Raw genomic sequence first — 24294 nt, forward strand, 5'->3', positions numbered from 1 at the left:
GACCTACCTTGGACCTACCTTGGACCTACCTTGGACCTACCTTGGACCTACCTTGGACCTACCTTGGACCTACCTTGGACCTACCTTGGACCTACGAACAATTTCTGACGAAATTGTTCGTTACGACTCCTAAGTTGTCAATCGTGAATTGCCTCAGAATTTACAACTTTCTCTAACTATGAAAGCAATTTTGAATTATGAATTATGAATTGTGAATTATTCATTGTCAATTGCATTGTATCAATATACGCTTCGTCGAACCTTCCCCCTTGCTACCCTCTTGCTATCTCCTTGCTACCTCCTAGCTATCCCCTACCTAAAAAGGAGATTTTTTGCCATTTTCTGCATAATGATTCGCTTTGCGTCTGCATATTTTTACAGACTGCGGTTTTCAGAATAACAAAACAGAAAACGTCTTTCCTTTAAGTCAGGTTCAAAATACAGAAAAACGTTTTCTTGTTCAGGACCGGCGTATCATTCATTAAGCATTGGCATAACTGTGCATTCCGCCAAGCACATAGTTCACTCCGAAGTATGTCATCAGAATGGTGAGGAATGCCAAGAGCATATACCAATGGAAGAACTTTGGATTGCGCAGAATCTTGATGCTGTCGCTATGAAAGCCAACGCTATAGACCATGAAGGTTATAAGCGCCCAAACCTCTTTAGGGTCCCAAGCCCAATATCGCCCCCACGACACGTTTGCCCATACCGCACCAAGGAAGATTCCGATGCCAAGGAAGAAACATGCCGGATACATCATCACCTTGCTGAGTACGGTCAACTGCTCTACCTGCTCTTCGTTTCCGCCACGCATCATGCACAGAGCAAGGATTGCGTTGAACATCATGAAGGCAAAAAGAGCGTAGCTCATCATAATCATCGATACATGACTGCTGAGCCACGGCGACACAAGCACCGGCATCAGCGGAGTTATCTGCGGATTCATCTGACCGAGATAACTTACCAACAGAGTGAAGCCCGAAAGCAGGAATCCGAATGGCAGAACGAAAATGAAACGGCGATAGAGAGCACACGAGATAAGCAATACGCACAGAGCCACAAACTGCATTGTCTCGAATCCGTTGCTGAGCGGAATTCTGCCGCCGATATACCATCTCAGAACATATCCCAAAAGATGAAAGGCCGTTGATGCAAACAGAATTACAGAAAAGGCAACCGTAGCAAAACGCATTTTCTGCTTTTTCTTTAATCCGCAGTAAAGCAGATAGAAGAACGCCAAAAATCCCATCGTGAGGTTGAGCATGAACAGAATCTTGGTAAACGGCACGCGGTTATAGAACAATTCGGCATCGATTTTAGAATCGGAAAGCGGAGCAACGCTGCCATCCTTCGGGAGTGGTTTGACGAGCGTTCCGTTGTTCAGCATCAAGATGAGGGCGACTTTCTCGTCGAGTTCCTGAAGCTGCTTGAAACTCTTGCTATGCTTGTCGGTAATCTTGCCGTACAAGGCATTAAGCTTGTACTCCCTGCCAACGAACAAATCTTGCATACAAAGATATTTGTCTTCTGCGCCAAGTTCCTTTCGCAAGGCGGCATCCTTAACGTAAATCATCTTTACCTTCGACCAGTCCTCGGGATAAAGCATCGTGCTTACAACGATTTGTTCGGCACTCAAGCCCCTGAACGACGATTTTCCGGTTATCTTCTGAACAAAATCGAGGGCGAGTGTGTTGAACGGCACAACTCTGTCGTTATAAACCACCTGACGGCGCGCCATCTCATCGGCCTGCGCCCGTTTTACGGTTCGCGGAGCAAAAGCCGAAGCATTGGCAACAAAGAGCATCAGCACGAGCGAAAGAAAGCCTCTCTTCAATGCCGGATTCTTCAGCAGTTTGCGGAATCGGCAGTTTTTAGACAGAAGGACGAGAATCATCGACAAACCCAGAAGCAGATATCCGGCATAAGTTATGCCAGTTCCCCAAGGGTCGTAATTAACCGACAGCCAAGAGCCTTGCATATCTTCATCGTACGATGACTGGTAGAACCGATAGCCATCTTTCGCAAAAATATTGTTCATAGAGATGCGCACATTCTCATCGCCTACCGAAACATAACTGATGTAATCGGAAGGGGCTTCGGTTCCCTGATAGCACTCAACCACAAAACTGTCGAGCTCCATCTTGAAAGGCAGTCGCATCATCGAACCGCGGTCTGGAATGATGTATGAATCGGCTGGCATCTCCTTGCGAATGTGCAGCATGCCTTTGTTGCTCGCCAAAAAAGTGGTTAGCGCGCCAATAAGAATAACGATGAACGAGGCATGCAGCAATGCAACCGGAACTCTCCGCCATAAGCCTCTGACAACAAAAAGCACAACCGACAAAACAGCAAGCGCAGCCCACAAAGCGCAGAACCACGCCGTATGATAGACATTTTCTGTAACAAAACGAGTGCCATAGCTGTTCTCGACAAACGTTGCAACCGCAAGGACAACAACTATGACACTGTACAGAAAGACAATAGCTTTCTTAATCATCTTTTTAATATGCTTTGAAAAAATTGTTAGTCAGACGCTTAGCACCCATACACTCCATCTCGATGAGCCAGCCCGGACGGCACACAGGCGCAAGGGTTATGACCTTAGGAGTTGAAGGGAATCGCTCGTCGAACATTCGTTTTACAACGGCATAATCAGCCATATCGCGCAGATAGACAATCATTTGTCCCAAATCGTCGAAAGAACAGTCGGCCTCTTTCAGAAGAGCATCTACATTCTCCCACATTCTCTCTACCTGCTTTACGATGTTGCCGACGTGAACGACCTCGCCCTTGTTGTTTATGCTCGCCGTTCCGGAGATGAAAACATGGCGACGGTCGGCATAATCGACGTATGTTCCACGTTCGAAAGCAACGCCGTACTCGTATGTAGGATTAAGATGAGTTGGTGCATAAAGGAAGTTAATCTGTCCTTTTTCCAAGCCCGAAACAGCGTAGTGGTCGAGTTCGACAAGCACCTTGTGATTGGCATGTCTGCCGCCGATGCCCGTGCTGCTGATGTAATGCGTGTCAGAAGTCAAATTCTGCGTCTTGAAGACCTCGTTGCGAGCCTTAACCACACCGCCGTAGTTGTTGTCAATGTCGTGGACGAAGAACCATGTTCTGATGCAATCATCTGCCAGAGAGCAGCCAAGTTTCTGCAACTGAGCAACATAATCGACCAGCAGAGTGCGAGTCTGTTCTTCGGAATCCTTGCCGTCGGAATAGTTGTATCCACTCCAGATATGCCTGAAATCGCCGTGCTTTGCCACGAACATGCCGTTGCCGAGAGATTCAACCTCGACATCGGTCTGAAGATATGCCCACAGAGCGACCTTCGAGCCATTTAGAGGCGGCTGCTCTACAACCGAAACGGCACACTCAGGCTGCTTTTCGGCAATATCGAAAAGCGCATCGGTCTGCGTTGCCGAATCGCTCAGAAAATAGCGTTTGAACACGGGTTTCGCCTCCAATTCAGCAGCGACTCCGGCAAAAGCATCTGACACCGCACTCGCCTGCTCAACGAACGTCAGCATCGGGTTTTCCACATGAATCATCACATGATACTCATTCACACTGTTTTCAACTTCAAACTTAGAAATTTCTACAGATATATTTTTTCCTTGTTGCATCTAATTATATTCCTTTTTCTTATTGTTTCGACTATCTTTTTGCGCCCTCGTTTATCCAGTCGGCAATGAGTGCGCGCGTGGTTGTGCTGAGAACCTCGCCCGAGTGATTGTAGTGCCATTCCGAAGTAAAATCGTTGTCTGCCACAACGCGGTAGAACACCGATGCTTCGGCATTTCCGGGTTCAACCCTCTTCATCGAAGGCATTCGGCTCGACTGAACGCCCTGTCCGTCGTCGCCAACCAAGTACTTATAGCTTTTTCCTTCGGTAAGATAAAGTCCGCGAGCCGCAGTTGTGCTTGCTCCGTGGCAGTTTGCGCACGTTTTCGAAAAGACTTCGTTCTGAATGGCGTTGAACATTCCGACATCGAGCGTACCGACATCTGCCGTTGTCTGCTCTTCGTTTCCGGAATTCTGAATTTTGAAGAACGATGCCGCTTTCAGACGGATTCGGTCAACGGCACAGATTTCTATCGTCTCAATATCAGATTCAATGTTCGTCAGTTGGCAGTCGATGTTTCCGTCGGCATCGGGCACGAGAACTCGCTGAACGCTTGAATATTCGGCTCCGCCAGAAAATCCGGCGAGAACGATTTTATAGTTATCGGGCCACGAATCGTATCCAACCAACTTGCCGGTAACTCTTACCGTTCGTCCGTCGGAAGACGAATATGTTTTCGACTTAATGTCGCCGTCGTCGCACGAAGCGAAGGCAGCCGCCAGCAAAACCGACACAAAAATAAAACTTATTTTTTTCATTAACGAATGTTTAAGTTTAGAATGTGTACTGAAGCATAACTTTTGCCGAATGAACGGCAAGACCGAGGTCGTCGTTGTCGCGGTCGAGCTGAGTGTCGTGACCTGTTCGGCCTGTGTACTGATACATTGCCTGAAGTTTCAGTCCTGTGCCGCGGAAGAAGTAGTTAACGCCCACCGCAGGCATATTGATTGAGCCGTTGGCATCAAGTCCGTTACGGTTCATAAAGTCGTAGCGCAGAGCGAGTTGAGTGCGCGGAGCAACGAAATATCCGCCCTGAACATATCCGCCGATGTAGTCGAAACCCTCATCAATCTTCTGTCTTTCGGTAAAACCGACGTGCATATAGTAGAATTCTCCGCCCAGATAAAGTTTGTTCTTCAGCATAGCAAACTCAAGTCCGGCGCGAAAATCGTTTGTGCTCTCGCTTTCACTCTCAACATTGAGCGATGTCGATGCGGCAATCATGTACTTGTCCTCGTTCAATCGGTTTGGATTGCCCTGTGTTGCAGGCATCACGCCCTTTGGCATCAGACTGATTCTGCCTGCGTAGAGCAGAGACGGAATGTGCCAGTCGTCGCTAAATGTCTTTGTTGCCGAGTTGACCGAAGCACCCGTTCCGTTGAATACTCCGACCTCGTAGCCGAATTTTCCGCCCACAAGTCCGTGGATTTCTGCACCAAGGTCAAAGCCCGTTCCGATGTTAGGAGTTACAGCATTGAGCGAATATGGCAAGATGACTGTAGCGGTGAGCGATGTTGGAAGACTTGGCATCAGCGTCTCGCCAAGCGTTGTGAGATAAGCGTGCGAGAAAGGAGTCTTGAACTTACCTACGCGAACGCAAAACTCATCCTTAGCCTTAACGTCGAACCATGCCTGCTGCAAGATTCCGCTGCCGCTGCCAGCCGCATTTATCGAGAGATTGTAAGTAACCTTTCCGTATACTTTTCCGGTAAAACCGAGAACAGCGTAAGGCACGGCAAAGCCTGAATTTGCCACATTGTCCTGATTGTAAGCCTTGTCAAGACCTTCGTCGTCGTAATAGTTGAACGCCGCGCTGGTCTGCACAAGCATATATGGTTTAAAGGTGAATGCGCCGTCTTTCGATGCTATCTGAAAGCCCTTGCGCTCGCCTATCGAAACAATTCCGTTTTCTGTATCCTCGTCGTGTTGCGCAGCGGCTGTAAGAGTCATCGAAGCCATCAGCGCAATTGCAAATATTTTCTTCATTGTTTATTCTATTTATTTTATTGATTTTAAAGCGATTCCAAGAATGCGATGAGTGCCGAGCGATTGCTCTTGCTCATGTTCTTGAAGATGTTTTTGGAAGCCTCGCCTTCGCCTCCGTGCCACAGAATTGCCTCCTGAAGGCTGCGCGCGCGACCGTCGTGCAGGAAGTAAGTGTGTGCATTAACCTTCTCCTGAAGTCCGATTCCCCACAGCGGAGTTGTGCGCCATTCGTTGCCTCGCGCCAGACCACTCACATAGTTGTCGTTCAAGCCTACGCCCATGATTTCCGAACCCATGTCGTGCAGCAGATAGTCAGAATAAGGATGAATCGTCTGTCCGCCGAGCCAAGGAAGTTCCGTTCCATTCAAGAGCGTTGCGCCTCGCGGCTTTGTGTGGAGTGTTGTGACATGGCACAGATGGCATTTTGCCTGATAGAACATCTTCTCGCCCATGGCGACGTATTCGCGCTCTGAAATCTTCTTGCCATCATAATCCACCATCTTCGTCTTGCTTCCAAGGCGGCGAGCCGGAACGCCGAGTCCGTGCAGATAGTAATCAACATTTTCCATATCCTCGGTAGAGACATCGAGCCGGTCGTATGCCAAACCCATCATAGAGCCTTCCTGCATCTGAAGCTGACCTTCGCAAATCTTCTCTGGATAACGTGAATTTGTTGCGCCCATATCGCTCGAAAATCCCAGTTCGACAGTCAAATCGGCATGCTGAGCCTTGTTTCCGCTAAGTCCGAGTTGTCGTTTTCCGCGCTCGGTTATGTAGTTGCACCTACCGCTGATTCCGTATTCGGGATAGTTGCTTTTCTGTGCCAGAGCCTCAATCTCGTTAGGGTCGAGAGCCATCATCTGTCCCATTCCCACATGGCGCAGCGGAATTCTTACCGAGCAGAACAGTTCGTCGGGATTTATAGGGTCGCTGGTGTTGCCGTAGTTGGCGTACCAATCGGTTATGGTGTACTCAGGATAGCAGAGTTGATAAGCCTCGCCGTCAGGGAACGTGAAATCCTGATAATGCCAGCGGCACTGAAGCTTTCCCTCGGCGGTTACTCCGTAGATGCTCTGGTCGTGAATAACGCGTCCGTAATTCTGGAAGAATGCGCCATTCTTGCGGGTAACGTACACAAGCATAGACGAGAATCCGTATTCGCCCGAGCCGTAGACTGGCGTTCCGTCATCGTCAGTACCAACCTGAGTCCACAGCGCAGGCTTTGTTCTTCCGGCGTTGCGATGGCACGAACCGCATGAATATCCGGCATAAACAGGGCCGAGTCCCATGCTCTGCGTCATAAGGTCGTCGTAAAGTCCATCGCCCTTGATAAACCGCCTCTGATTGTCGGGTATGTTCGAAACCCAGTCGGCATCGGTATCGTAGGCATAACTTGAATTGACAAAAACCGTTGATGTTCCGGCACTTAGAGCGTAACCGTCGGGCACGTCAATATCCATAACATCCATGCTATCGTCCTCACAGGACGATAGCATGGCTAACAATATTATGGAAGAAAATAATATCTTCTTGTTTTTCATCTTTTATTTTATGGTACGAGCAACTCCATCCTTAAATATCAGGAACTCAAGTGTATGGAAACCTCTAACATTCTGTGCAGCGCCGATAGTCTCGCCTGCCTCGCCTTCTTCGGTAAACTCGCCTTCCCACTCAAGAGCCGAGAAGTCACCGTTCTTCAGAATATTGCCGATGGCATCTTGGTCGAGCGGCCATGAATCCATGTTAGGGTCGAGACCAAGTTCGGCAACCGGACCGAAGAGGAATGCCTCAGATGTCTCCCAAGGCTCGCGGGCAGCCTGCCAAGCAGATGCAGCCTTCTTGAAGTTGTCGTCTGTTCTGTTTGCATTAAGAGCCACAACTGCATCGCGAAGCGCTGTTGTCTTCTTTACCAAATCTGAATATGTTGTAAGAACCACATTGTCAACATAGTTTGCAACGATAAGTTTCAGGTCGGCATCAGCACCTTCGAGGTTTGTGAAGTAAGGCAAAAGTTTGTTTGTGAGGTCGGCATTGAGAGTTGCACAAGCATCCATTGCCTCGACAACGCTCTTATTTCCGATATGGCTGCGGAATGGAGCAACCATCGAACTAACCTTTGTGATGGCGTTGCTGATGTCGTTCTTTATTGTTGTGTAGAGAGCCTCGTCGTTCTTCTTCAAATATGAAGCGATAGAATTTTCAGCCTCTGCGCTTGTACGCGAACCGTTGAATGCGTTACGGATTGAATACAAGTTGTTTGTATAGTCGTCGATTGAGTGGTAACTGTACCATGACTCAACGGCATAGACAGCCTCGGTATACTTGCCCTTCTCCCAAAGGTCGCGTGGCTCGCCTATTTTTGCAGTTCCAACCTCATTTGAGATGTCGGCACAACCGTTGATAATCTCGGCAAGACAGTCGTTGTATGACTTGTACGAGCCTTTTGCGTTCTTGAATTCATCGGCATAGCCGTTAATCCATGCCTCGTTTAGGTCTGTTGCATCCTTGACAAGAAGATTTGCAACGGCAACAGTATATTTGTGCCAATTCTCTTCGTTGCCTGCGTATGCAGCCTCGTCGATTGAAATCTCCACCTCGGCAGTACCTTCAGGAAGAGTGTTCTCATTCTTATCATCATCAGAGCATGAAGTAATGCCCAATCCAAGGGCAACAAGCCCCATCAGAAGAAATTTGTTTTTCATTGATTTTTTATTTTTAAATTGTGTTGATTTTTCCGTTTATTTCGATGCCAGCCAACCTGTCCATGCCACGGCTACGGCAAATTCGTTTTCTGAGTTGTATGCTCCGCCGCCAATCTTGCGAGCCGTATAGTCAGCCTTAACCACAATCTGCGGAACTGGCTTCCAGTTTATGCCGGCAGTCCACATCGATGTCTTCAGACGGGCATCGGCAACGAGCGGCGCAACTACATCTTCCTGCGAGTTGTAATATTCATATCTCACAAAAGGGAATATAACCGGACAGTTATCGTTTCCGACAATGCCCTTTACGTTCAGACCAACCTCACCGCCGTAACTTACGGCTTTGTGCGCAATCGGAGCAGTTCGGCTGTAAGGCGATGCACTCGACAGTTTTCCGTTCTTCGAACTCAGTTTGCTACTGTTCGAGATGTTTCCCCATAGGAAGTTGCATCGTGCCGTAACATATCGGTTGATGTACTGCGCATCGGCACTGAAAATTCTGACCGGAACAACAAAATTGTAAGTCTGCTGCTTGTCTGAGTTTGATGCGGCATCCTTGCAATAGTAGAACGAACCGCCAAGTGTCAAGCCCGGAACTCCAACGTAATCCAATCGGGCAACGTATGCAGGGCTTGTAAAGTTGTCTTCCTCGAAGATTCCCTGACTTGCTCCTCCAGCCCAGTTGTTACGGTCGAATCCGTTGGCATTCAATCCCTCAACAACCTGAAGTTGATAGTCGAACGAGCCGTAGCCACGACCAAACTCGCCGAAAAACTCGACTCCTGTTTCGTGCCATGTGTTTGGAATTATCGTCGTCTCGCCTTCAGGGCGTGTTGTTCCGAAGAAGAAAATTGGCTCGTGACTTTTGTTGTTGCGTCCAACAGGCAGAACCATGTGTCCCACCCTGACATTGAACGCCGGATGAATCATTCGGGTTATGTGAAACTGCTCGATGGCAACCTCGCCACCCTTCTCAACCTCGGTTTCATACTCGCCGTTCTCTGTGTTCTCAATCTCGTAGGCTATTCCAGTGCCGCCCGATTCAAACTCAATCTCAGCACCGAGAATCCACTTCGAATTAAACTTATAGTCACCGGCAATAACAAAGCGAGGAATGCTTATCGAGCCTCTGTTCTTCTTAGCCGAGCCCTCGCTGCTGCCGTAGAAGCGGTTGTTTCCGTAATCCTTCCACGCCGCACGCATCTCGCCATATCCGCCAATGCGATATTTCGAATATCCGTCTTCACTTTCTCCGTTTTCCTGAGCATAGACCGTCATCGTTGCCATAGCTGCAACCATACCGAATGCTCCCAAGAATTTCTTAAAACTCTCCATAATTCAACTTAATTTTTCGAGTGCAAAAATAGTATGCTAAAAAACATAAAGCAATCACTAAAATTAGTGAAACGGATTTTCGCCGTCACTAATTTTAGTGATTTTCGTCAGATTATCGTGTGCGATACCAATATTCATTAAATAAAGGTTGCAAATAATGCAAACAAAATTTTTTGAATATACGAAATTTTATATTATTTTTGCCGAAGATTACGTTTTGGTTAAATAAACACAAAAATATAATAATGAATCTATACGTTCGTTTTTTTGATCAGGAAGTTGTAGTGCCTAATGTAGAGGCTGCACTCGAATTTCTTGAAAGCATACCTGAAGTAAGTTTAAAGAATGTGCAGAAAAAGCAACTTATCGACTTCGTAGAAGGTCCTAAAAGTTATCCATGCAGAATAAAGTTAAAAGGTCAAGTATATTTTCTTGTAATAAAGACAGAGGTTTCAACGCTCGAGGAGTTCAAGAAGAATGCAAATTCAAACTCAAGCGCATCTAATGCGCCAAAGGCGATGGCTCCGATTCCCAACGGAGACACATCTGTTAACCTTAGTGCATCGGATTTCCCTTACAGCGACCTTATCTCTACTGGTCCGAAACTTATTCCGAGCCGCGTAGACATTCTGATGGAAGAGAATCCGGGTTGGTACGAGTGCAAACTGATATTCAAGCGCGCCATTCCAAAGACAGACTACTCGCCTTTCAGATACGAAGACACTCAGTTCGTTGTTCAGCTAAAGGGCAAGAGCGGATTCGACTGCTACAGCCAGATGATTAACCATCTGAAGAACCGTCAGGACATCGACGCACGCAGCCAGTACCCATCAATGAAGGGAAACAACTTCTCGTTCAAGTTCCTTGGCGAACATGCCGTTGAATACTAAAGACACTTCTCACAGAACATAAAAAAAATCCCCAAGGATTACTCCGTCCTTGGGGATTTTTTTTAGTATCCGTGTAGTCCAGTTTACTTAAATACAAACTACATAAAAACCTGCTACTATTGCATTAACATTTTTCCTCACATTCATCACCTTCCGTTAAAACCAATATAACGGACCTTCGTATTTAGAAGCCTTAATCCTCCACTTCCTCGCCAAGAATTTTGGCAATGGCATCGCGCATATCGTAAACCATCTTGATGTACGATGAATACGTTATGTTGTCATACCGAGAAGTGACAAGCTCGCGCAGCGACAGATATGTGTACTGCGGATTCATGCTCGAAGAACAGTTGTCAATCTCTATCTCCTGAGGAAATCTGTCCATGTGGCTGTCCATCCATGCCACAAGTTTTTCTATTTCGTCCTTGCTGTATTTCGGCTTATATTCCATATTATATCAGCGATGCAATAATAATTCCGACGTAAGTCATGTTTACGGCGGCAACAACCATCTGCATATCGGAGTTTCGGTAGCCGTTTCGGTTATACTGACTCGAAACAAACGACACTCTGCCCATCTTCAGTATGATGTAATGAACGATGCTGTAACATATCAGTCCGATAATGATGCCTGCAAGCGCTCCGCACACTACATCGCCCGGATAATGAACTCCGAGATATATGCGTGAAAACGATGTAATCATTGCCCACACAAACATACTGAACGAAACTCTGAAGTCCTTGAACAACATCGTTATATATATGGCAACCGCAAATGTGTTGGCGGCATGGCTCGAGATAAAGCCATACAATCCACCGCGATAATTATCAACAGTATCTACCATATACATTATCATTGGGTCGTGCGTAGGACGAAAGCGCATGAAGTACGGCTTGCACAACGTCGATGCAAGCTGGTCAGCCAAAAGCACCGACAAAGCCAGAAACACGAAGATGACAGAGATATGCTTCATCTTGTTGTTTCTGATTATGGCAATGAGCAGCACTAACAGCGCTGGAATCCACGCAATGGTTGTTGAGATGTTTGCCATCACACGGTCCCAGAAGATTGAGTCACTTCCGTTTAGCGAAAGCAGAAGCTCGGTATCATATTGCTTAAGACTCTCGAGCATACGAATCAGATGATTTCAATGGTTGATATTCTTACCCAGCCTTTCTTTCCGTCCTCGAGATGGACTTCCTTCCACTCAATCATCGATGGGTCGTCAACATACACCTTCGTTCCGGCATGAATACTCAACACATCGGCACTATTGTCTGATGGCGCACCCTTCAGCGATGTGGCAGGAACAATAACGATGGCAGAACGACGCTTAATCAAGTTGTCCTGCTGAACGTAAGCGAAAATATTTGCCACAACAAAGAGCACAAAGAAGAAGATTCCTGAGAAGAATGCAATCTTTCGGAACAACTGATTTCCGTAGAAGATGAACACCAAAACCAAAAGCAAAGCCAACGAGAAACTTACGATTGCCGTCGTTGCCCATCCCTTAACGCTTGTGCTGAGAATGAGAGCCTTTGTCCAAGTAACAAAGAACATCTCGCTCTGCGGAGTAATCTTGTCAACGGTCTTGCTTCGGGCAAGGTCAAGATTAAACTTAATGTCAGCATCCGACGGGTCGAGCAGATACGCACGCTCGTAGTTCACAATCGCCTTGGCAATGTTGCCCGTGCGATAGTAGCTGTTGCCCAAGTTATAATAAAGAGCGGCACTTACTCGCTCTGTCTTGTATATCGAAGAATACAAGTCTATGGCATCCTTGTAACGTTCCTGCTGATAGGCTTCGTTAGCCTTTGCCATCGTAGCATCCTTTATAAACTTCTCAGCGTTTACAGTATCGCGGAGAGCCCATGAATTCTGGACTCCCGCAAGAATAAACAATATATATACTATTATCTGTTTCATTTGCTCAAAAGATTATCGAGTTTATTGATAATGTCCGATGCCTTGCCATACAAAGACTGCATCTTGTCGTCGGCATTGCCCGGTGCGAACTTGGCAAACTGGCACTCGTCGAGCACATCAACAAGTTCGTTGGCAACATCGGCAGAAACGCCTGCCTCGCTCAACTTGGCAATGATATTCTCCTTGGTCATATCTACTGTCGGAATGTTGAACTTATCGGCAACATATCCGCTAAGCGAGCGAAGTATCTCGTCGAAGAAGGCCTCGTCTTGTCTATTCATCATCTCGCTGGCAGCCTGAAGTCGCTTGTTGGCAAGTTTGCTTGCGCCCTTCTTGCGTTTCTTTGTTACGTTGGCGTTATCTGCCATTATTTTTCGTATAACGAAATATGCAATGATAAACACAACGAGCGGAATAATAAAGCCGAGATAGAACGTAAACGAGCCGAACAGATTGTCGTTTATCGGATACAAATCCTCGTCGCCGAGTTTTATAGAGTGGATATCGTCGTCGCGCTTCGTGTAATCGGCAGTTGCATTACTATTGCTTGTGCCATCACCCTTCTCAACATGAATGGTGAAGACTCTGCTTTTTACGGTCTTGTACCGCTTCGTCTTGAGGTCGAAATAAACGAACTCCACGGCCGGAATTGTGTATTCCCCCTTGCTTCGCGGAATGAACATATACTCGAAAGTCTTGTTTCCCTTCACGCCGTTCGGGGTGAGTTCGGTATTGTCTGTCACCTTAGGGTCGTATGCCTCCAGTTCGCTTGGCACTTCAACCTTCGGAGCTGTAAGAAGTTTCATGTTTCCGTTACCCTCTACGGTTATCTTCAGCGTAAGAGTCTCGTTCTCTTTCAGTTTCGTTGTATTCACTTCGCTCTTTATGTCGAAATCGCCAACTGCACCCGAGAAGTTATCTGGCTTGCTTGGCAACGGCATTACGTCGATGGTGATTTTCGGAGTAGGAATGAACTTTTTGACTGGAACTTTGCCATTTCCGTTGAGCATTGCATCAAACGGATCGTCAGAACCGTTATCCTGAAGAACGACTGCCTCTGCCTTCAAAGCAGGGATTTCGAGTTTGCCACTCTGCTGAGGGAAGAGAACATACTGCGACCACACACAAGTGTTGTAATTGATTCCGTTGCGTCGCTCAACCTCGAATGTCTTTTCCTTTGACAAAGGCACTTCCTGAGTGTGGAAGCCCTTCATATCTGGCATGTTGAGCGCAAACTGATTGAGTTCGACAAGGGTGTAAATCTTGTATGTAAGCAAGATGGCTTCCTGCTCATAGACCTTAGATTTGTTTACGGTCGTAACCACAAACAAATCCTTCTGTGTGATGGCATTTCCTGCCTTGCTTGCCTTTGTCGAAGAAGATGACGATGCACCAGCCGACGAACCGCTTCCAGCCGCATTGACCTTAACACTTGTTGTTGATGATGACGCAGGCTTGCCGTTTACCGAAGCCGAAGCCCCTGGAATAGTATATGTTCCAGGCTTCGTTGCCAATACGATATAAGTAAACTTTGTGCGTCCCTGTCGCGATGTCTTGCCATTTATCATGGTAATGCTCTGCGACGTGCTTTGGTTAGGACCACTAAGAATGTTCAGTCCACTAATGTTCTTCGGACCGTGGAAATGATTTACATCGACCGATTCAATAGTGTACTCTACCCTGAATTTATCTCCTACCGAAACCAATCCCGGCGCATAGATTTTGATTGTCTGCGCACCGGCATTGATTATCACACCAAAAATGATGCAAATTATAACGAATATTCTCTTCATACTATCTACTACCAGTTTTTCTCAAGACTACGACGGTTGCTCTGAACCCTCTGTTGCAACTTATTCTGAACATTTTTCTCGTCCTGCATTACAGCGTTCAGCATCTGCTTGGCATTCTGCTTAGTCATGCTGCTCTTCTGAGGTTCTTGTTGCTGCTGCTTCTTTTCTTCTTTCTTTTCCTCTTGCTTCTGCTGTTGCTGTTGTTGCTTCTTCTGTTCCTTCTTCTCGTCGTCCTTTTTCTGATTCTTAGTCTGCTTCTTGCAGAGAATGTAGTTGTAGCGTGCCTCATTGTCGTTAGGGTCGCAACGCAACGCTTTCTTATACATCTCGGCAGCCTGATTAAGGTTTCGCACACACTGAAGAACAACGCCCATGTTGTGATAAATCTTGGCGAGTTTAGTCTTGTTGTCTGTCATCTTCGAAGCCTTCTCAAACTGCTCGAATGCCTCCTTGCCTTTCTGCTGCAACAGGTATGCGTTTCCGAGATTGTAGACCGCCTCGACGTTATTGCTGTTCCGCTCAACTGCCTTGAGGTAGTATTTCTCCGCCTCGACAAAATTGCTATCTCTCATCATTCTGTTTCCCTTGCGGATATAGTCGCGGTCGGTCTGCGCCATGGCACATACCGGCAGAATCAGCATAATTATAATGAATATGAAAAATTTCTTCATGGTCATTTAGAGAATAATTTGAACTTCTTTGACAACGGATTCTTCTTTTCAAGAACGCAGATGTCGACTACAAGCAACACAAGCACAAGCAACGCAAATGCCTGAAACTGCTCGTCGTATTCAGAATAGATTGTACTCTCCATCTCACTCTTTGCCAACTTGCTGATTTCTGCGTTCAGTTCGTTCTGCGCCGAATTCGAGTTGTCAACGTGGATATACTTACCCTTGCCCGACTGCGCAATCTGACGGCACATCTCCTCATTCAGACGGGTGATAACCGTATTGCCCGAATGGTCGGTCATATATCCGCCATTTCCATCGGGAATACGAGCACCGCTGGCATCACCAATACCCAAGATGTAGATGTTTATGCCTTTCTTCTGAGCCTCTCTTGCAGCCTCGATTGCTCCGCCTTCGTTGTCCTCGCCATCGGTAATAAGGATGATGGCTCGACCAACCTTGTCGTTCTTCGAGAAACTGCCAGATGCAATATTTATGGCTTTCTTTATATCTGTTCCCTGAAGGTTTATGAGCGAAGGATTAGCCCCGTCGAGGAACATTTTAGCCGAAACATAATCGGCAGTCATAGGCAACTGAGTGAAAGCATCGCCGGCAAAAAGCACGAGTCCGACTTTGTCGTTATCCATGTTGTCGACAAGTTTCGACACAATCATCTTGGCACGTTCCAGACGGTTTGGCGAAACATCCTCTGCCATCATCGAGTTCGAGATATCCATGCAAATCATCGCCTCGATGCCACTTCGCTTAACCGTATCCATCTTTGAACCGAACTGCGGACGCGCCAGCATCACGATAACAAGTGCCAACGCCACGCACACCAGCCAAAACTTTACATCAGGACGGTATGACGAATAGTCAATCATCAATTGCTTCAGCAAATTCCATTCGCCGTATTTTGCCATACGGCGTTTCTTATGCCAGTTCGAAAGATAATACAATGCAATCAAAACTGGTATAATAAAAAGTATATACAGATAAGTAGAATCTTCAAATCGAAACATTGTACACTTGTTTATGGAATTCTTTTTAATATTGTGTTACGCAACAGCAACTCGGCAAATATGCAGAAGAATGCTATCCATGCAAACAACTGATACGACTCGCTGCGCTTGCTGTATTCCTTAACACTCAACTTTGTTTTCTCAAGTTTGTCGATATCCTTGTAAATCTGCTCAAGTTGCTCCTTAGATGTGGCACGATAGTACGCTCCGTCGGTAGCGGTTGCGATATCTGTAAGCGTCTTCTCATCAATATCAACAGGCACGTTGACATACTGGATTCCAGCACCAGTATCCATCGGGAATGGAGCATACCCAACCGAGCCAACACCGATGGTATAGACTCTGACCCCAAGACTCTTGGCAATCTCGGCAGCCGTAGCCGGAGAGATATCGCCTCGGTTGTTAGAACCATCGGTCAACAAGATGATAACCTTGCTCTTAGCCTTGCTGTCCTGAAGACGGCTCACACCTGTAGCAATACCCATACCGATGGCTGTACCATCCTCAATCATACCGCGCTGCGCGATGTCGCATTGCACGTTGTTGAAGAGATTGAGCAGAACGTTATGGTCGGTCGTCATCGGACATTGGGTGAAACTCTCGCCGGCAAATATTGCCAGACCGATATTGTCGTTCGGACGGCTGTTGATGAACTCGGCAGCCACCTCCTTAGCCGCCTCGATGCGGTTCGGCTTCAAGTCCTCGGCAAGCATACTCGTACTCACGTCCATACACATCATGATATCGATTCCTTCGACATCCGACTCACTCCAACTGTTGCGGGTCTGAGGGCGCGCCAGAACGCATATCAGCATAACGAACGCTATAATGCGCAAGACGAACGGCACATGCACCAGATACTCCTTATAACTGCGCGGAGCGAACTCGAACATGTGTGTATCTGACACCTGCAATGTAGGTTCAGACTTCTTGCTTCGGAGCAGATACCACAAGATGTACGGTATCAGCAGTATGAGCAGAAAAAAATATTCTGAATTTGCAAAAGTCATTTCAAATTAGTTATAAAGATTGTAAATAATATAGATGATGTAGCACAATCCTGCTGCCGAAAGGGCTGCAAGCACAACCATAGCCGCAAGCATGAAGTACTTGCTCTTTTTGGTCTTTGCCTCCTCAACTATAATTACCTTTGGCTTGGTATCCTCAAGCGTCTCTTCAATCTTAGTCTCGTTAATGTATTTTACTGCATTAACCAAATTCTTGTCATTCTCATCAATAACAACCTCATACTTTGCAAACTTCACAAGGTCGGCAGTCATGAAAAGGTCGCGAAGTTCGTCCAGAGCCTTGTCGTCGTGCATCTCCGTGAGTTTGGCGATGATCTCGCCCGATGTCATCTCGAGCGCACTAAAGTTGTAACGCTCCTTTATGTACTCACGAATAACATCGGTAAGTTTGGTGAAATAGTCCTTGCTGTCAACCGATGCATCGACATTTTTGATGCTCTGAATCTGCGCCATAGCCTTCTGATGAGCCGGAATCTTTGGTTCAACCTTTATTCGGCGGATAATCGGCTTGTTCTGCTTGAAGTTTATGAAGAGGTATGCAATAATAACGACTACCACAATCAGAAGCAGCGACACATAGAATATTCCCGCCCAGTCGTCCCACGAGAATGGAACAACCATCGTGGGCTTTGGACCGAAGAATTTCTCAGGATGAAGCGTATCAACAGGAATAGACAGGACCTTGAGCACCAGTCTGTTGGTCTTGTACTCCTGATTTCCGACCTTTACCACCATCTCTGGAATGGAATACAAAGCCGAATCCCACGCTGTGATGATGTAGTTCTGCGTCAAGCGCATTCTTGTACCATCATTCAAGTAGGCCGTATCCATCTTTTCCTTCTCAACCAATTCAATACCTTCTGCCACCGGCACGGAGTCGTTGAACTCAGGGAAAATAGCCTTCTGCGACTTGTTGAGCGTAACCTCAAGACGAATCTTTGTCTGCTGACCAATCAGCATCTGCAAGGAATCAATCTTCGATGTTACCTGCACCTGAGCCATAGCCGATGAGCCGACAAGCACGGCAATCAACACAGCACAAAGTCTATTTAGAATATTGTTTCTCATTTGCTAATTTCGTTTTGCGAACAGGTTCATCAAAGCCTTTACATAGTCGCCGTCGGTACGGATAGACACAGAATCAACGTTGCTCTTTGTAAATGTCTCGGCAAGCTTACGCTGATTTCTAATCCACCATTGTCTGTGCGCATCGCGCACCTTCTTTGATGATGTGTCTACATACTGCTCGTAACCTGTTTCGGCATCGCGTACCTTTATCAGTCCAACATCTGGCAACTCGGCTATGCGTTGGTCGTACAACTGAATTGCCACGACATCGTGCTTGCGGTTTGCAATCGTAAGCACCTGACTGTAGTCGTTACTGTCAATAAAATCGCTGAGCAAGAATGCTGTGCACTTGCGTTTCATTACATTGCTCAGATATTCGAGAGCCAGCTTCAAGTCTGTCTTGTTGCTCTCCGGCTCGAAACTTATCAGTTCGCGTATTATGTACAATATGTGCTTACGGCCTTTTTTCGGCGGAATGAACTTCTCGATTTTGTCCGAGAAGAATATCACACCAATCTTATCGTTGTTCTGAATTGCAGAAAAAGCAATTGTCGCAGCAATCTCCGTAGCCATGTCCTTCTTCATCATGTTCTTTGTTCCGAAGACAAGGCTCGAAGACACGTCGACCATAAGCATCACAGTTAGCTCACGTTCCTCCTCAAAGACTTTAACAAAAGGCTTGTCGAATCGGGCTGTCACATTCCAGTCGATGTCGCGGATATCGTCGCCAAACTGATATTCGCGCACCTCTGCAAACGACATACCCCTACCCTTGAAGGCTGAGTGATACTCGCCCGCAAAGATATTGTTAGACAAACCACGTGTCTTTATCTCAATACGGCGGACACGCTGTAAAATCTCACTTGTTTCCATTCAATTAAGGAACTTGAACCTGATTAAGAATCTTAGTTACAATATCGTCAGAAGTAACGTTATTAGCCTCTGCCTCGTATGTGATACCGATACGATGGCGCAATACATCGTGAGCAACGGCACGGACATCCTCTGGAATTACGTAGCCACGGCGCTGGATGAATGCGTATGCTCTTGATGCAAGGCATAAGCTTATTGACGCACGAGGAGAACCACCGAATGAGATGAAGTTCTTGATATCCTCCATGCCATACTTCTCAGGGAATCGGGTTGCAAAGATAATATCTGCAATATATTTCTGAATCTTCTCGTCGATATAAACCTTCTTAACAACCTCGCGAGCCTTAAGAATCTCGTCGGTAGAAAGGATTGGAGAAACCTCCTGCTTGTCGCCGTTAATCATGGCGCGCATAATCTGCATCTCCTCCTCTATCTTTGGATAAGTGATTACTACCTTCAGCATGAAACGGTCCATCTGTGCCTCTGGCAACGTGTATGTACCTTCCTGCTCTACTGGGTTCTGTGTTGCCAATACAAGGAATGGCTTTGGCAAGTTAAATGTCTCCTTACCAAGAGTTACCTGACGCTCCTGCATCGCCTCAAGAAGTGCAGACTGCACCTTAGCCGGAGCACGGTTAATCTCATCGGCAAGCACAAAGTTTGCGAAGATAGGACCGCGGTTTGCGATGAACTTGCCTTCTGTCTGGCTGTAAATCATTGTACCGATAACATCGGCAGGCAACAAATCGGGAGTGAACTGAACTCGACTGAACTGTCCGCTTACGAGGTTTGCCAATGTCTTAATTGCCAATGTCTTAGCCAATCCAGGAACGCCTTCGAGAAGAACGTGTCCATTTGACAACAAACCAATCAACAAAGACTCTACAAGGTGAGTCTGACCAACAATAACCTGATTCATACCAGCCTTCAGGCTGGTAACGAATGCGCTCTGCGCCTCAATTTCAGCGTTAAGAGCCCTGATATCTATAGATTCTGCCATAATTCTTATTTATTTTTTGTGCAAATTTACATTTTATTTCCAATAACGACGAAATTACACTATTATTTTAACTTTACTTAACAGGTTCGAGCTTTGGAATAGCCAAAACCGTACCTTTATTTACCTTATTTGCATCCTTAATTTTGTTCAGTTTTACTATGTACGATGCACATTCTGCCGAACCGTATTCCTGCTCGGCAATCTTAAGGAGCGACTCGCCGTTCTTCAGTTCGTGATAGCGTTTTATGCCCACGACCTTGAACTTATAGTCGGAGCATGACGCAAAGGTTGCGTACTTTTTACCCTTCGGCTCCTCTTCGGCGGCTGCCTGCTCCTTCTCTTTCTTCTGACTTTCCTGCAACTGTTTCTTTTCGCGTTTCAGTTTGTCGGCCTCCTGCTGAGCAGCCTTCATAGTTTCCTGAGCATTCTGCAACAACGGAACGTACAGTTCTTTCGTCTGCTTCTCGCCTGCGCTCTTGCCTGTAAATCTTCCGATGAAGAAGAACAAGATACAAACAATAACAGAAATAGCAACTACAATCCAAATCTTCTTGTCGGCAAAGAAATTGCTTTCTTCTTCCAACTCGACAATTCGGCTTGGGCGCGGTGCAGCAGTCGGACTTGCAGCATTAGAATCCGCTTGCCTGGAATGGACAGGTTCTGATGCCGCATTTCCAGCAGACTGCAAAGGCTTGTCTTGCTGAAGAACGGCATTATTTGCAGCAGAATCAGCGTTCCTTTCTTCTATTTTTTCTGAAGATGGAGCGACATCATTCTGCACATTTTCTACATTTTGAGATGCTACGGTCTGCTGCTCAACAGGCTTGCTTTCGACAACCGGAGCAACCGATGGCTTTTCCGCATGCTCAGTCTTTGGCTCGACAGACTGTGGAGCGATATTTTCGGTTGATGATGCGTTGTCATCGGCACCGACCATAGTCTTTCTTTCCACGACAACCACATTTGGCGATGGTTGCGCAATTTCCTGCTTCGTTTCAGAAAGCGAGGAAGATGTGTTTTCATTTTTAGGGTGAAGCGGCTGAATTCTGATAACCTTAACTTCACGTTTAGATTTCTCGGACATCACGGTTATAACTTTCTTTTGTTTTTCAATAGCAGGCTTCTCTTCTGAAGCGATATTTATTTGGTTTTCAGGTTCTTCTTCGTTTTCCGCGATAATCTTAACAGATTCGTCTGCCACCGCTTCGGCAGAATGGTTTTCCTCCGGTTTCTGCTCGGAAATCTCTGCCGATGGAGTATTCTGAATTTCCGCGTTGTCAATGCCGTCAGCAGGACTCACGATTGTAAAATCCGAATCGTCCTCGGTTGCTGTCATCTCGTTTGCAGATGCAGTATCAACAATGTTTTCGTCTGTTTCGTCGAATACATCGTCGTCCGAATCGTCATCATCGCCATAAACGATATTGGTATTCTGTCCGATAAGGTTTGCCACCTCGTCGGAAACGATTTTAGTCGTAGTAAAGTCGGCAAACGGACGGTTCACTTGCTGTTTCAATCCGTTTTCGGGAACGAACGTAATCTTTGTATGTCCCGAAATCTCGAAACGCTCCCCTGTCGACACATTTATGCTTTCCCTGCTTTCCACATTTACAAGCTTGAATGTGCCGAGTCCCTTTATCTTAACAATACGATCCTGTTCAAGTCCTTCAAGTATTACATCAAAGAAAGTGCTAATAAACACCTTTGCATCATTCTTCGTAATCTTGTGCCTATCCATAAGGACCGTACACAGATCGCTAACCAAAAGTTTGTTATTATCACTCATTTTTTATTTTTTGAATTTTATTTTCACCGAAGGATAAGGTTTGAAGCCGACCACGAGTTTTGGCGGAACAAGCATCCGCTCCTTGCTTGTTGGGTTAACGATTATCCTCTCCTTCTTTTTCTTGACTTCGAATGTTCCAAAATTCGGTACTGTTATGGATGATTCAGAAATCAGCTTTTCGGCAAACTCCTCGGTAAAGGATTTCTGCAACTCGGCAGCATCCTTCGCGCTATAGCCCAGCCGATTGGCCATTTCTGTTATGAATTCCTTGTTATTCACGTTCTAAAGTTTTTCAACATTGCCGTACAAATCAAAGTCATCGGCTGATGTTATGTGTACATTATAGAATTTTCCAATCTCCAGTTTGCTATCATCTGATTTAATCAGCACCTCGGTATCAACATCAGGCGAGTCGTATTGCGTTCTGCCAATATAGTAATCGCCTTCAAGACGGTCGATAATCACCTTGTAAGTGTTTCCGACTTTCTTTTCGTTGAGTTCGGCAGATATTTCCTGCTGAATAGCCATCAACTCGTCAAGGCGTCTCTGCTTAACATCTTCAGGAACATCGTCCTCGTAGTTCTCGCCAGAGAACGTGCCTTCCTCGGCTGAATATGCGAACGCTCCCATTCTGTCGAAGCGTGCCCAGCGGACAAATTCCTTCAGTTCCTCGAAATCCTCTTCTGTTTCGCCCGGGAAGCCAACCATCAAGGTTGTTCTGAGCGTCAGTCCCGGAACTTGCTCGCGGAACTTAGTTATCAAGTCGTATGTCTGCTGCTTGGTTACATTACGCTTCATTCGCGTAAGCATATTGTCGCTTATGTGCTGAAGCGCGATGTCCATATACTTGCACACGTTGTCCTTCTCGCGCATAACTCTGAACAAATCCTCTGGGAAATGTGCAGGATATGCGTAGTGAAGCCTTATCCACTTTACGCCATCTATTTCTGAAATCCTTTCAATGAGTTCGGCAATCTTCTGCTCGTGATACAGGTCGATGCCGTAGTATGTCAGTTCCTGAGCAATTACCTGAAATTCGCAAACGCCTTCAGCCACAAGTTTTTTTACCTCATCGAGAATATCCTCGATTGGACGTGACTGATGCGCGCCCGTGATTATCGGGATAGCACAATAAGCGCAATGGCGGTCGCAGCCTTCCGAAATCTTCAGATATGCGTAGTGCGACGGGGTTGTAAGAACACGTTCGTTGCGCAGTTCGTGCTTGTACTCCTTGCCCAAATCCTCAAGCAGGTTTGTCCAGTTAAACTTACCGTAGAACTTGTCAACCTGAGGGATTTCCTGCTTCAGTTCCTCGAAATATCTTTCTGAAAGACAGCCCATAACATACAGTTTCTTAAGTCTGCCTTCTTCCTTTGCCTGACAGAACTCGAGAATCATGTTTACAGACTCCTCCTTTGCATCGCCAATAAATCCGCATGTATTTATCACGGCAATCTCTCCCTGCGGATTGTCTGAATCGTGGGTTACACGATAGCCGTAATTCTTGAGCTGGCGCATAAGTTTCTCCGAATCGACAAGATTCTTCGAACAGCCCAGACTTATTATATCAACTGTGTTACGTTTCATAAAGAATGACCTCCGAAAAGGGAATCGACAAACTCTTTCTTGTTAAATGGCTGCAAATCATCAATGCCCTCGCCAAGACCGATATACTTGACTGGCACTTTTAGTTGGTCGGAAATACCGATAACTACACCACCCTTGGCTGTTCCGTCCAATTTTGTTATGGCAAGCGATGTAACCTCGGTTGCCTTTGAGAATTGTTCAGCCTGAGAAAAGGCATTCTGACCTGTTGAGCCGTCGAGAACAAGAAGCACCTCGTTAGGAGCATCGTCGACAACCTTCTTCATAACGTTTTTAATCTTTGTAAGCTCGTTCATCAGGTTAATCTTGTTGTGCAGACGGCCTGCCGTATCGATTATTACCACATCGGCATTATTTGCCACGGCAGAACTAAGCGTATCGAACGCTACAGAAGCCGGATCGGCACCCATCTGCTGTTTGATTACCGGGCAGCCTATGCGCTCGCCCCAGATGCACAACTGCTCGACGGCAGCGGCACGGAATGTATCGGCAGCACCAAGATATACATTCAGTCCTGCCTTCTTGAACTGCGCTGCGAGTTTTCCGATTGTCGTTGTCTTGCCAACGCCGTTAACTCCTACAACAAGAATGACATAAGGACGTTTAGTTGTTTCAGAAAGATTGAAGCCCTCGACATCCGAAGTGTTGTTTTCAGAAAGAAGGTCGGCAATTTCCTCGCGAAGAACGTTTCCAAGTTCCTCGGTTCCAACATATTTGTCGCGAGCCACACGCTCCTCAATGCGCTTGATAATCTTCAGCGTCGTATCTACTCCGACATCTGAAGTAATAAGCACCTCCTCCAAGTTATCGAGCACGTCGTCATCAACCTTGCTCTTCCCTACAACCGCACGCGTAAGCTTATCGAAGAAACTGTTTTTGGTCTTAGACAGACCTTTATCCAACGTTTCCTTCTTATCCTTACTGAAAAAACTAAAAAATCCCATAAAGCATATTATTTTAGTCTACAAAGATATAAC

The 24294-nt window shown here is 46.3% G+C and carries 22 protein-coding genes; 1 reads left to right on the forward strand and 21 read right to left on the reverse strand.

All coding sequences use genetic code 11. The features are described 5' to 3' along the window. Nucleotides 1-481 precede the first annotated feature (481 nt). The 7 genes from ccsA to T538_RS0109080 are packed head-to-tail and all read right to left on the reverse strand — an operon-like array spanning nucleotide 482 to nucleotide 9618. Nucleotides 482-2500, reverse strand: a complete 2019-nt coding sequence (gene ccsA / locus T538_RS0109050) for a cytochrome c biogenesis protein CcsA (RefSeq protein WP_155993090.1) — start codon at nucleotides 2498-2500, stop codon at nucleotides 482-484. 4 nt (nucleotides 2501-2504) lie between these two features. After that, nucleotides 2505-3632, reverse strand: a complete 1128-nt coding sequence (locus T538_RS0109055; RefSeq protein ID WP_031533432.1) for a Rid family hydrolase — start codon at nucleotides 3630-3632, stop codon at nucleotides 2505-2507. Nucleotides 3633-3663: 31 nt separating this feature from the next. Continuing rightward, entirely contained in the window at nucleotides 3664-4389 is a 726-nt protein-coding gene (locus tag T538_RS0109060) for a hypothetical protein (protein WP_031533433.1), read from the reverse strand. Between the two features lie 16 nt (nucleotides 4390-4405). Then, complete coding sequence (locus T538_RS0109065; protein ID WP_031533435.1) at nucleotides 4406-5617, reverse strand: porin; 1212 nt, start codon at nucleotides 5615-5617, stop codon at nucleotides 4406-4408. Nucleotides 5618-5643: 26 nt separating this feature from the next. Then, nucleotides 5644-7158, reverse strand: a complete 1515-nt coding sequence (locus tag T538_RS0109070) for a di-heme oxidoredictase family protein (RefSeq protein ID WP_031533436.1) — start codon at nucleotides 7156-7158, stop codon at nucleotides 5644-5646. 3 nt (nucleotides 7159-7161) lie between these two features. Then, nucleotides 7162-8319, reverse strand: coding sequence for an imelysin family protein (locus T538_RS0109075; RefSeq protein ID WP_031533437.1), 1158 nt, complete (start codon nucleotides 8317-8319; stop codon nucleotides 7162-7164). 36 nt (nucleotides 8320-8355) lie between these two features. Beyond that, nucleotides 8356-9618, reverse strand: coding sequence for a hypothetical protein (locus tag T538_RS0109080; RefSeq protein WP_031533438.1), 1263 nt, complete (start codon nucleotides 9616-9618; stop codon nucleotides 8356-8358). Between the two features lie 281 nt (nucleotides 9619-9899). Between T538_RS0109080 and T538_RS0109085 the strand changes: the two genes are divergently transcribed. Beyond that, nucleotides 9900-10544: a hypothetical protein gene (locus T538_RS0109085; RefSeq protein ID WP_031533439.1), complete on the forward strand. Its 645-nt coding sequence runs from the start codon at nucleotides 9900-9902 to the stop codon at nucleotides 10542-10544. A gap of 193 nt (nucleotides 10545-10737) precedes the next feature. Here the strand turns inward: T538_RS0109085 and T538_RS0109090 are convergent, their stop codons facing one another. The 14 genes from T538_RS0109090 to ftsY form a co-directional block, all read right to left on the reverse strand. Continuing rightward, nucleotides 10738-10995 (reverse strand): DUF6965 family protein, encoded by a 258-nt coding sequence (locus T538_RS0109090; RefSeq protein WP_031533440.1) that lies wholly within the window; start codon nucleotides 10993-10995, stop codon nucleotides 10738-10740. A 1-nt stretch (nucleotide 10996) separates the two neighbouring features. Then, nucleotides 10997-11677 carry a phosphatase PAP2 family protein gene (locus tag T538_RS0109095; RefSeq protein WP_031533442.1) on the reverse strand — a complete coding sequence of 227 codons (681 nt, stop codon included), beginning with the start codon at nucleotides 11675-11677 and terminating at the stop codon, nucleotides 10997-10999. 5 nt (nucleotides 11678-11682) lie between these two features. Further along, nucleotides 11683-12471 carry a tetratricopeptide repeat protein gene (locus tag T538_RS0109100; protein WP_031533444.1) on the reverse strand — a complete coding sequence of 263 codons (789 nt, stop codon included), beginning with the start codon at nucleotides 12469-12471 and terminating at the stop codon, nucleotides 11683-11685. Then, on the reverse strand, nucleotides 12468-14264 hold the full coding sequence (locus T538_RS0109105; protein ID WP_031533445.1) for a BatD family protein: 1797 nt from the start codon (nucleotides 14262-14264) through the stop codon (nucleotides 12468-12470). Before T538_RS0109105 ends, T538_RS0109100 begins: the two co-directional genes overlap by 4 nt. 8 nt (nucleotides 14265-14272) lie before the next feature. Then, nucleotides 14273-14935 (reverse strand): tetratricopeptide repeat protein, encoded by a 663-nt coding sequence (locus tag T538_RS0109110; protein WP_081834930.1) that lies wholly within the window; start codon nucleotides 14933-14935, stop codon nucleotides 14273-14275. 2 nt (nucleotides 14936-14937) lie between these two features. Further along, nucleotides 14938-15957, reverse strand: a complete 1020-nt coding sequence (locus tag T538_RS0109115) for a vWA domain-containing protein (protein WP_031533448.1) — start codon at nucleotides 15955-15957, stop codon at nucleotides 14938-14940. Between the two features lie 11 nt (nucleotides 15958-15968). Then, nucleotides 15969-16967 carry a vWA domain-containing protein gene (locus tag T538_RS0109120; RefSeq protein ID WP_031533449.1) on the reverse strand — a complete coding sequence of 333 codons (999 nt, stop codon included), beginning with the start codon at nucleotides 16965-16967 and terminating at the stop codon, nucleotides 15969-15971. Nucleotides 16968-16973: 6 nt separating this feature from the next. Next, entirely contained in the window at nucleotides 16974-18053 is a 1080-nt protein-coding gene (locus tag T538_RS0109125) for a hypothetical protein (protein WP_031533451.1), read from the reverse strand. A 3-nt stretch (nucleotides 18054-18056) separates the two neighbouring features. Next, nucleotides 18057-18926: a DUF58 domain-containing protein gene (locus T538_RS0109130; RefSeq protein WP_031533452.1), complete on the reverse strand. Its 870-nt coding sequence runs from the start codon at nucleotides 18924-18926 to the stop codon at nucleotides 18057-18059. 4 nt (nucleotides 18927-18930) lie between these two features. Next, nucleotides 18931-19926: an AAA family ATPase gene (locus tag T538_RS0109135; RefSeq protein ID WP_031533454.1), complete on the reverse strand. Its 996-nt coding sequence runs from the start codon at nucleotides 19924-19926 to the stop codon at nucleotides 18931-18933. Nucleotides 19927-19999: 73 nt separating this feature from the next. Then, nucleotides 20000-21712: an HU family DNA-binding protein gene (locus T538_RS0109140; protein WP_081834926.1), complete on the reverse strand. Its 1713-nt coding sequence runs from the start codon at nucleotides 21710-21712 to the stop codon at nucleotides 20000-20002. A gap of 3 nt (nucleotides 21713-21715) precedes the next feature. Next, nucleotides 21716-21991: an HU family DNA-binding protein gene (locus tag T538_RS0109145; protein WP_031533456.1), complete on the reverse strand. Its 276-nt coding sequence runs from the start codon at nucleotides 21989-21991 to the stop codon at nucleotides 21716-21718. A 3-nt stretch (nucleotides 21992-21994) separates the two neighbouring features. Beyond that, nucleotides 21995-23299, reverse strand: coding sequence for a 30S ribosomal protein S12 methylthiotransferase RimO (rimO, locus tag T538_RS0109150; RefSeq protein ID WP_031533457.1), 1305 nt, complete (start codon nucleotides 23297-23299; stop codon nucleotides 21995-21997). Then, nucleotides 23296-24261, reverse strand: a complete 966-nt coding sequence (gene ftsY / locus T538_RS0109155; RefSeq protein ID WP_031533459.1) for a signal recognition particle-docking protein FtsY — start codon at nucleotides 24259-24261, stop codon at nucleotides 23296-23298. The genes rimO and ftsY overlap by 4 nt, the downstream gene beginning before the upstream one ends. Between the last annotated feature and the right edge of the window lie 33 nt (nucleotides 24262-24294).

This window comes from Bacteroides sp. Ga6A2 (genome assembly GCF_000702225.1).
Classification (GTDB): domain Bacteria; phylum Bacteroidota; class Bacteroidia; order Bacteroidales; family Bacteroidaceae; genus Ga6A1.

What these genes read in the sequence shown, in the direction of transcription:
- ccsA (WP_155993090.1), bottom strand. Translation starts at nt 2,500, where the DNA reads ATGATTAAGAAAGCTATTGTCTTTCTGTACAGTGTCATAGTTGTTGTC.
- T538_RS0109055 (WP_031533432.1), bottom strand. Translation starts at nt 3,632, where the DNA reads ATGCAACAAGGAAAAAATATATCTGTAGAAATTTCTAAGTTTGAAGTT.
- T538_RS0109060 (WP_031533433.1), bottom strand. Translation starts at nt 4,389, where the DNA reads ATGAAAAAAATAAGTTTTATTTTTGTGTCGGTTTTGCTGGCGGCTGCC.
- T538_RS0109065 (WP_031533435.1), bottom strand. Translation starts at nt 5,617, where the DNA reads ATGAAGAAAATATTTGCAATTGCGCTGATGGCTTCGATGACTCTTACA.
- T538_RS0109070 (WP_031533436.1), bottom strand. Translation starts at nt 7,158, where the DNA reads ATGAAAAACAAGAAGATATTATTTTCTTCCATAATATTGTTAGCCATG.
- T538_RS0109075 (WP_031533437.1), bottom strand. Translation starts at nt 8,319, where the DNA reads ATGAAAAACAAATTTCTTCTGATGGGGCTTGTTGCCCTTGGATTGGGC.
- T538_RS0109080 (WP_031533438.1), bottom strand. Translation starts at nt 9,618, where the DNA reads ATGGTTGCAGCTATGGCAACGATGACGGTCTATGCTCAGGAAAACGGA.
- T538_RS0109085 (WP_031533439.1), top strand. Translation starts at nt 9,900, where the DNA reads ATGAATCTATACGTTCGTTTTTTTGATCAGGAAGTTGTAGTGCCTAAT.
- T538_RS0109090 (WP_031533440.1), bottom strand. Translation starts at nt 10,995, where the DNA reads ATGGAATATAAGCCGAAATACAGCAAGGACGAAATAGAAAAACTTGTG.
- T538_RS0109095 (WP_031533442.1), bottom strand. Translation starts at nt 11,677, where the DNA reads ATGCTCGAGAGTCTTAAGCAATATGATACCGAGCTTCTGCTTTCGCTA.
- T538_RS0109100 (WP_031533444.1), bottom strand. Translation starts at nt 12,471, where the DNA reads ATGAAACAGATAATAGTATATATATTGTTTATTCTTGCGGGAGTCCAG.
- T538_RS0109105 (WP_031533445.1), bottom strand. Translation starts at nt 14,264, where the DNA reads ATGAAGAGAATATTCGTTATAATTTGCATCATTTTTGGTGTGATAATC.
- T538_RS0109110 (WP_081834930.1), bottom strand. Translation starts at nt 14,935, where the DNA reads ATGAAGAAATTTTTCATATTCATTATAATTATGCTGATTCTGCCGGTA.
- T538_RS0109115 (WP_031533448.1), bottom strand. Translation starts at nt 15,957, where the DNA reads ATGTTTCGATTTGAAGATTCTACTTATCTGTATATACTTTTTATTATA.
- T538_RS0109120 (WP_031533449.1), bottom strand. Translation starts at nt 16,967, where the DNA reads ATGACTTTTGCAAATTCAGAATATTTTTTTCTGCTCATACTGCTGATA.
- T538_RS0109125 (WP_031533451.1), bottom strand. Translation starts at nt 18,053, where the DNA reads ATGAGAAACAATATTCTAAATAGACTTTGTGCTGTGTTGATTGCCGTG.
- T538_RS0109130 (WP_031533452.1), bottom strand. Translation starts at nt 18,926, where the DNA reads ATGGAAACAAGTGAGATTTTACAGCGTGTCCGCCGTATTGAGATAAAG.
- T538_RS0109135 (WP_031533454.1), bottom strand. Translation starts at nt 19,926, where the DNA reads ATGGCAGAATCTATAGATATCAGGGCTCTTAACGCTGAAATTGAGGCG.
- T538_RS0109140 (WP_081834926.1), bottom strand. Translation starts at nt 21,712, where the DNA reads ATGAGTGATAATAACAAACTTTTGGTTAGCGATCTGTGTACGGTCCTT.
- rimO (WP_031533457.1), bottom strand. Translation starts at nt 23,299, where the DNA reads ATGAAACGTAACACAGTTGATATAATAAGTCTGGGCTGTTCGAAGAAT.
- ftsY (WP_031533459.1), bottom strand. Translation starts at nt 24,261, where the DNA reads ATGGGATTTTTTAGTTTTTTCAGTAAGGATAAGAAGGAAACGTTGGAT.